We start from the raw sequence: 7,950 nt of genomic DNA, 5'->3' as shown, positions 1-7,950 counted from the left end.
GGATGGTGGAGGACGTTCTGGTGGCGTCCGAGCCTGCTGATGCAACCCTCACCCCCAACCTCTCTCCCAGGGGGAGAGGGGAGCCGCCCGAGCGAGGGGAGGGTATTGCGCGGGCGATCGAGGTTTTGCGCGAAGACATTGGCCTCAGCGAGGCAGCCGCGCGGCAGATAGTCGAGTACCTGGCGCGGGCACGGGCGGCCCTGGGGGCCTTGCCGACCCAGCAACGGCTGGTGATGGAGCGATTCTTCGATGAATCCGGGGGCATGCAACTGATCATCCATTCGCCCTTTGGCAGCCGGCTCAACCGTGCCTGGGGCCTGGCCCTGCGCAAGCGCTTCTGCCGCAGCTTCAACTTCGAGCTGCAGGCGGCGGCCACCGAGGACGCCTTGATCCTGTCGTTGTCCACCAGCCACAGCTTCCCGCTGGAGGAGGTCTGGCGCTACCTGCATTCCAACAGCGCCGAGCACCTTTTGATCCAGGCGATTCTCGATGCGCCGCTGTTCGGCGTGCGCTGGCGCTGGAATGCTTCCGCCGCGCTGGCCCTGCCGCGCTACTCCGGGGGCCGCAAGGTGGCACCGCAAATCCAGCGCATGCGCAGTGAAGACCTGTTGGCCAGCGTGTTCCCCGACCAGGTGGCCTGCCAGGAGAACCTGGTGGGCGAACGTGAGATTCCCGATCACCCGCTGGTGGCCCAGACCCTGGATGACTGCCTGCACGAGGCCATGGATACCGAGGGCTGGTTGGCCCTGCTCCGGCGAATGGAGCGGGGCGAAGTCGATCTGGTTGCCCGTGACCTGCCGGCGCCTTCGTCCTTGGCGGCGGAAATCCTGGGCGCGCGGCCCTATGCCTTTCTCGATGACGCGCCACTGGAAGAACGCCGTACCCAGGCCGTGCAACAACGGCGCTGGAGCGATCCGGAGTCCGCCGACGATCTGGGCGCGCTGGATAGGGAGGCCATCGCGGCCGTGGCCGAAGAAGCCTGGCCACAGGTGCGCGATGCCGATGAGATGCACGAGGCCCTGCTCGCTCTGGCCTGTGTGACCCAGGCAGAGGTCGACGCCAATGATGACTGGGCAGGCTGGCTCACCCGACTGGCGAAGGCGCGCCGCGCCGCGTGCATGCACCTGGACGGCACGCCCGCCCTGTGGCTGGCGGCCGAGCGTGTGGAACAACTCCGCGCGCTCTATCCAGAAGCCGTCCGCAAGCCGGCCATTACCGCGCCGGAGGGTTTCACCGCCGCGTGGGAGGCCGAGGCCGCCCTGGTGGAAGTGGTGCGAGCCCGTCTCGGTGGCTTTGGTCCACTGACTTTGGCGAAGCTGGCGGCCGACCTGCACCAGAGCCCTGCGCCGCTGACCTTCGCCCTGGCGAGCCTGGAGCGCGAGGGACAGGTGCTGCGTGGCCGCTTCACTCCCGGCGCGACAGCGGAAGAGTGGTGCGAGCGCCATCTGCTGGCACGTATCCATCGCTACACGGTGCGGCGTCTGCGCCGCGAGATCGAACCGGTGGAGCGAGCCGATTTCATGCGCTTCCTGTTCGACTGGCAACGCGTTGCCGCCAATGCCCAGGTGCGCGGTGCCGAAGCGCTGGCCGGGGTGCTGGGCCAACTGGAAGGCTTCGAGGCGGCGGCTGGCGCCTGGGAAAGTGAAATTCTCCCCAGCCGGGTGGCTGACTACGGCATCAACTGGCTGGACGACCTCTGCCGTGCTGGCCGGGTGGTCTGGTGTCGCCTGGGCGGGCGCGGCAAAGCAGTCGCGGTGCCGGTGCGCGGCACCCCCATCCTGTTGCTGCCGCGCAAGAGCCTGGCGCTCTGGCGTGCCTGCTTGCAGGAAGGGCCGGCCCCCGCGCCCTCCGCCCGCGCCGAGCGCGTGCGCCAGGTACTGGCCAGCCAGGGTGCGCTGTTCTTCGATGAGCTGATGGACGAGGCCCACCTGCTGCGCAGCGAGTTGGAGGATTGCCTGGGCGAGCTGGTGGCCCTGGGCCTGGCCAACGCCGACAGCTTCGCCGGCCTGCGTTCGTTGCTGCTTCCGGCGGCGCGTCGCAGCCGCCATGACCGCCGCGCGCGCCTGGCCCTGGCCAATATGCAGGATGCCGGGCGTTGGGCGCTGTTGCGCGGCAAGGCGGAGGAGGGCAACGGCAAGGTCCCGGCCGAGGCCCTGGAACATGTCGCGCGCACCCTGCTGCGTCGATATGGCGTGGTGGGCTGGCGTCTGCTGGAGCGCGAGGCCGACTGGCTGCCGCCCTGGCGCGACCTGTTGCGGGTCTTCCATCGCCTGGAAGCGCGCGGCGAGATTCGTGGTGGTCGCTTCGTGGCCGGCACCTCCGGCGAGCAGTTTGCCTTGCCGGAGGCCGTCGGCCTGCTGCGAGAGGTGCGCAAGCGCCCGCTGGAGGGCAGCCTGGTCGGCCTGTCCGCTTGCGACCCGCTGAACCTGGTGGGCACCCTGCTCAACGGCGCCAAGGTGCCGGCGGTGGCAGGCAATCGCCTGCTGTTTCGTGACGGCGTGCCAGTTGCAACGCTGGTGGCGGGCAAGGTGCATCTGTTGCAGGACGCCGATCCCTCCACCGCCAATGAATGGCGCGCGGCGCTGATACGCCAGCCGGCCGCCACGCCGCTGGGGCAGCAGTCGAGACGGGCACGGATGCCGTTGTAGGTACTGGTTGGGCACTTACCGTGTAGGGGCGAATTCATTGGCTCTGTCTGCATGACGTGTTGCAAGCAGATGCATTACCCGTAGGAGCTGGCTTGCCAGCGAATGGCCCCGTTTCGCTGGCAAGCCAGCTCCTACAAGGGGTTTGGCCCGCTGGTAAATCTTTCGCCCCTACCGAAAGTCGCCTTCTTCCAGCTGCGCACCTAAGCGCTTGTAATCGCTCAGAAATTGACCCAACCCAAGGGGCCCCCGGAGGACCTGGCGCCTGGCCATCTCCCGACAGCTTATCCACAGCTTCATCCACCGTTTTTGTGGGTATGCGCCGATCAGCCTTCGTCGGACTTATCCACAGCCAGCAAGGGGGCCAGCAGGGCGCACATGCTGCGCCAGTGGGAGCCTTCCCAGTAGAGGCGGTCGCAGGTATCGCAGCTGAGAAAGCGCGAATAGAGCGCACCGATGCGCGGCGGCAGGCGAGGGCGGGCGAGCTCCGGGGTGATTTCCTGCAGCGGGTGATTGCAGTGCAGGCAGAGGCTGAAGGGGTTGGCGCTGCGGGCCAGATCGAGGCGCTCGAACAATTCGCGAAGCTGCAGCGAGGGTTTCAAGGCATGTACGTAGCAGCCGTGGGTGATGATGCGGCGCTTGAGCAACTCGCGGTCGCGGGTCAGCACGATGCGCCCTTCGTGGGCGGAGATTTCGGCGATCTGGCCGTCCTCGAAGCCGTTGTCGTAGAGGGTGTCGAAGCCGCACATGCGCAGCAGGCTGGCGAGGCCGCCGAGGTGGGCGTCGGCGACGAAGCGCAGTATTCGCAGCGGTCGGGCACGGACCTTGAGCAGCGGGCTGATATCCAACGCCTCGAACTTGGGATAGACCGCCAGCCGGTCGCCATCGAGGATCACCCGCTCGAAGCCCACCGACTCGCCATTGAGCAGGACCAGTTCCACCTCGGTGTGAGGCACGCCCAGCGCCTCGATCATGTGCTTGACGGTGGCCGCCCGCGCACAGGCGCACGTGAATGCCTGCCGGCGCCGCTCGGCGGGCAGGAAGTCATTGAGCTCTTCGTAGAAACGGAATGTGGCCCTGACCATGGGGAAGAGTATGGCAGGCGCTGGCGCGCCCTCCCGGAAGAGGGCGCGCGGCCATTCACTTGGGCTGGGCGACGACCCGCAGGTAGGGCTTCAGGGTCTTGTAGCCGTCGGGGTACTTCTTCTTCGCATCTTCGTCCGATACCGAGGTCGGGATGATCACGTCATCACCCGGACGCCAGTTCACCGGCGTCGCCACCGTGTGCTTGGCGTTGAGCTGCAGCGAGTCCAGCAGGCGCAGCACCTCGTCGAAGTTGCGACCGGCGCTCATGGGGTAGACCAGCATCGCCTTGACCTTCTTGTCCGGGCCGATGATGAACACCGAACGCACCGTGGCGTTATCCACTGCAGTGCGCGGGCCCGCGCTGGCATTGGGGTGGATCATGTCGTAGAGCTTGGCCACCACCAGGTTTTCGTCGCCGATCATCGGGTAGTTGACCGCGTGCCCCTGGGTTTCCTCGATGTCACCGACCCACTTGCGGTGATCGCTGACCGGATCCACGGACAGGCCGATCACCTTGGTATTGCGCTTGTCGAATTCGGGCTTGAGCTTGGCCATGTAGCCCAGCTCGGTGGTGCAGACCGGCGTGAAGTCCTTTGGGTGGGAGAACAGAATGGCCCACTGGTCACCGATCCACTGGTGGAAATTGATCGTGCCTTCGGTGCTGTCCACAGTGAAATCGGGCGCTTCGTCACCAATGCGGATTGCCATGTAAGTCCTCCTTTCTGTCTGGCTGGAAGGGGCCGCCAACCCACGGCGGCTATCGCGGCAGGTCCATCGGCCTACCGGGGCTGAAAGTATAGGCCGGCCTCCCGGGCCTGCCCGGCGGACATTGGATCAGTGGTCATGCGTCCCGGTCCGGGAGTGCTATTCCTACTTTGTGGAGGTCGTCGGAAGCTCGCTGTCGACAGGGCCCGTGGCGCATTGCGCCAGATGGGCATGCATGGCGGGAAGAGTGGCGGCCTTTTTCCGGTGCAGTGATTTCCGCAATCCCGACCGTCGCCCTGCAACTCAACAGGAGCGAGCGTATGGCTACGTTCATCACGCTGGCGACCTTCACCGATCAGGGTATCCGCAGCGTCAAGGACTCCCCGGATCGGTTCGTCGCCTTCAAAGGGTTGGCCGAGCAGCTCGGCCTTTCGGTCAAGACCGTCTACTGGACGGTAGGCAGCTTCGACCTGGTGCTGATCGTCGAAGGGGATGAGGAAGCGGCGACCACCCTGCTGCTCAAGACGGGCCAGTTGGGCAATGTAAGGACGCAGACACTGCGCGGCTATTCGGAACAAGAGTTCCGGCGCCTGCTCAGCGGCCTGTAGCAAGTCCCGCCCTCGAACGGGGAGCCGCACCGGTGGCCGCTCCCCTTGGGCCCAAAGCGCGGCAGCGGCCTTGAGCAGGTACTGGCTGGTGGGTAATACGTCGAGTTTGTCGAAGCCGATATCGTCCGCCCGGACTAGCGGATGAGTGGCCGGTGGCATGGGCGAGGCGGTGCTAGCGTTAGAGGAGGGGAGGTGCTGGCTGGGGGGGCTGCGCCATGCCCTTGCAGCGAGGCCTTGCGCCCACAACCTTTGTTCTCGAACCCGGTGCCGGTGGCACCGCCGGAGCGCGTGCGGCCCTGCCATATCCCATAACCCGCACGGAGGTGATTGTCATGGCCCGCACGACCCCCATCAGCCATTACCGCAATATCGGCATAGTGGCCCACGTGGATGCCGGCAAGACCACCACCACCGAACGGGTTCTTTACTACACCGGCGTCAACCACAAGATGGGCGAGGTGCATGATGGCGCCGCGACCATGGACTGGATGGTGCAGGAGCAGGAACGCGGCATCACCATCACCTCGGCGGCCACCACTGCGTTCTGGAGCGGCTCGCGCAAGCAGCTCGACAAGTTCCGCATCAACATCATCGACACCCCCGGTCACGTCGACTTCACCATCGAGGTGGAGCGTTCCCTGCGCGTGCTGGACGGTGCGGTGGTGGTATTCAGTGGTGCCGACGGCGTGGAGCCGCAGTCCGAGACGGTCTGGCGCCAGGCCGACAAGTACCATGTGCCGCGCATTGCCTACGTGAACAAGATGGACCGCGCCGGTGCCGACTTCCTGCGCGTGGTGGAGCAGATCAAGAAGCGCCTCGGCCACACGCCGGTGCCGATCCAGTTGCCCATTGGTCAGGAAGAGAACTTCAACGGCCAGATCGACCTGATCCGCATGAAGGCCATCTACTGGAATGACGCCGACCAGGGCGCCAGCTTCCGCGAAGAAGAAATCCCCGCCGAGCTGCAAGAAACGGCCCGCCACTGGCGCAACGTGATGCTCGAAGTGGCCGCCGAAGCCAACGAGGAGTTGATGACCAAGTACCTCGACGAGGGCGACCTGAGCGAGGAGGAAATCAAGACGGGCCTGCGCATCCGTACCTTGTCCTGCGAAGTGGTGCCGGCAGTGTGCGGTTCCTCCTTCAAGAACAAGGGCGTACCGCTGGTGCTGGATGCGGTGGTGGAACTGCTGCCGGCACCCACCGAGATTCCGTCCATTCGCGGTACTCACCCGGACGACCCGGAGAAAGAAGACGAACGCCACGCCGACGACACCGAACCCTTCTCGTCACTGGCTTTCAAGATTGCCACCGACCCCTTCGTCGGCACCCTGACCTTCGTTCGCGTCTATTCCGGTGTGTTGAACTCCGGTGATGCCGTGCTCAACTCGGTGAAAGGCAAGAAGGAGCGCGTCGGCCGCATGGTGCAGATGCATGCCAACCACCGCGCCGAAATCAAGGAAGTACGCGCCGGCGACATCGCCGCCCTGATCGGCATGAAGGACGTCACCACCGGCGACACCCTTTGCGATCTCAACAAGCCCATCATCCTCGAACGCATGGATTTCCCCGAACCGGTGATCTCCATCGCCGTCGAACCCAAGACCAAGGCCGACCAGGAAAAGATGGGCATCGCCCTTGGCCGGCTGGCCCAGGAAGACCCGTCATTCCGGGTGAGGACGGATGAGGAGACCGGACAAACCATCATCTCCGGCATGGGCGAGCTGCACCTGGACATCATCGTCGACCGCATGAAGCGCGAGTTCAACGTCGAGGCCAACACCGGCAAGCCCCAGGTGGCTTACCGCGAGACCATCCGCAAGACCTGCGAGATCGAAGGCAAGTTCGTTCGCCAGTCTGGCGGCCGTGGCCAGTACGGTCACTGCTGGATTCGCTTCGCCCCCGCGGACGAAGGCAAGGAGGGGCTGGAGTTCATCAATGAAGTGGTCGGCGGCGTGGTGCCGCGCGAGTTTGTCCCGGCCATCCAGAAAGGTATCGAGGAGCAGATGAAGAACGGCGTGCTCGCCGGTTATCCCCTGATTGGTTTGAAGGCGGCGGTGTTCGACGGCTCCTACCACGATGTGGACTCCAGCGAGATGGCCTTCAAGATCGCCGCCTCCATGGCCACCAAGCAGCTCTCGCAAAAGGGTGGTGCCGTGTTGCTGGAGCCGGTGATGAAACTGGAAGTGGTGACGCCGGAGGATTACATGGGCGACATCATGGGCGACCTCAACCGTCGCCGTGGCCTGATCCACGGCATGGACGACGGCGTGTCCGGCAAGATCATCCGCGCTGAGGTTCCCTTGGGCGAGATGTTCGGCTACGCCACCGACGTGCGCTCCATGTCCCAGGGCCGCGCCAGCTTCTCCATGGAGTTCGCCCGTTACGCCGAAGTGCCGACGAGCATCGCCGAGGCCATCGTGAAAAAGTCGGGTTGAGGCCAGGCGGAATTCGCCCCTACACGCTGCATCGCCGGAAAAGCAAAACGGGCCCGAAGTCCCGTTTTGCATTCCTCACTCCGCGGCTCAGGTCAGTCCGTTCTGTTTGCGGAAATAGGGAATCACGTGTTCGCCGATGTTCTTCAGGGTTTCGATCTGTGCCCACTGGGGCACGGTGCCCATCTGGCAGATGAAGAGGATTTCGTCGGCGCCGGCGTCGATCAGGCGCTGCACGTAGCCGATGCAGTCGTTCACGGTGCCGTAGGCATGGTTGGGGTTCATCATCGCCATGGTCGGGTCGGAGAAGTCCACGGTGACTTCCTCGGAGGCGAAGCGCGACTTGATCACGGCCTGGCCGTTGCCGTCGATGAAGGTGTCGTCCTTCCACTTTTCCGGGTCCGGGCGTTCGCCGCCGGCGTACCAGTAGGCCAGCGATTCCATGAAGTAGCGCTGGCCGCGGATGCCGATGTG

4 protein-coding genes and 2 pseudogenes are annotated in these 7,950 nt (G+C 65.0%); 3 read left to right on the top strand and 3 right to left on the bottom strand.

Annotated features, from left to right (window positions below):
- A pseudogene (locus FFS60_RS28145) lies at positions 1-2,648 on the top strand (ATP-dependent DNA helicase); the annotation flags it as partial.
- Between the two features lie 323 nt (positions 2,649-2,971).
- On the opposite strand, the gene FFS60_RS28140 reads toward FFS60_RS28145, so the two are convergent.
- Entirely contained in the window at positions 2,972-3,730 is a 759-nt protein-coding gene (locus tag FFS60_RS28140) for a Mut7-C RNAse domain-containing protein (protein ID WP_137823849.1), read from the bottom strand.
- Positions 3,731-3,785: 55 nt separating this feature from the next.
- The gene (locus tag FFS60_RS28135) at positions 3,786-4,439 is read right to left on the bottom strand and encodes a peroxiredoxin (RefSeq protein WP_137823848.1); all 654 of its coding nucleotides are present in this window, start codon (positions 4,437-4,439) and stop codon (positions 3,786-3,788) included.
- A gap of 317 nt (positions 4,440-4,756) precedes the next feature.
- On the opposite strand from FFS60_RS28135, the gene FFS60_RS28130 reads away from it, so the two are divergent.
- Both FFS60_RS28130 and fusA read left to right on the top strand, forming a co-directional pair.
- A complete protein-coding gene (locus tag FFS60_RS28130) occupies positions 4,757-5,044 on the top strand; it encodes a GYD domain-containing protein (protein ID WP_028627645.1) in 288 nt (95 codons plus the stop codon).
- 332 nt (positions 5,045-5,376) lie between these two features.
- Positions 5,377-7,479 (top strand): elongation factor G, encoded by a 2,103-nt coding sequence (gene fusA / locus FFS60_RS28125; protein ID WP_028627646.1) that lies wholly within the window; start codon positions 5,377-5,379, stop codon positions 7,477-7,479.
- A gap of 87 nt (positions 7,480-7,566) precedes the next feature.
- On the opposite strand, the pseudogene FFS60_RS28120 reads toward fusA, so the two are convergent.
- Positions 7,567-7,950, bottom strand: a pseudogene (locus FFS60_RS28120) (LLM class flavin-dependent oxidoreductase); the annotation flags it as partial.

The organism is Pseudomonas sp. D(2018) (assembly GCF_005502555.1).
Classification (GTDB): Bacteria; Pseudomonadota; Gammaproteobacteria; order Pseudomonadales; family Pseudomonadaceae; genus Metapseudomonas; species Metapseudomonas resinovorans.
The sequence above is the reverse complement of the archived record's forward strand: the minus strand, read 5'-3'. Positions and strand labels throughout refer to the sequence as shown.

Excerpts from the sequence above, each read along its gene's own strand:
- FFS60_RS28135 (WP_137823848.1), bottom strand. The coding sequence starts at position 4,439 with ATGGCAATCCGCATTGGTGACGAAGCGCCCGATTTCACTGTGGACAGC.
- FFS60_RS28140 (WP_137823849.1), bottom strand. The coding sequence starts at position 3,730 with ATGGTCAGGGCCACATTCCGTTTCTACGAAGAGCTCAATGACTTCCTG.
- fusA (WP_028627646.1), top strand. The coding sequence starts at position 5,377 with ATGGCCCGCACGACCCCCATCAGCCATTACCGCAATATCGGCATAGTG.
- FFS60_RS28130 (WP_028627645.1), top strand. The coding sequence starts at position 4,757 with ATGGCTACGTTCATCACGCTGGCGACCTTCACCGATCAGGGTATCCGC.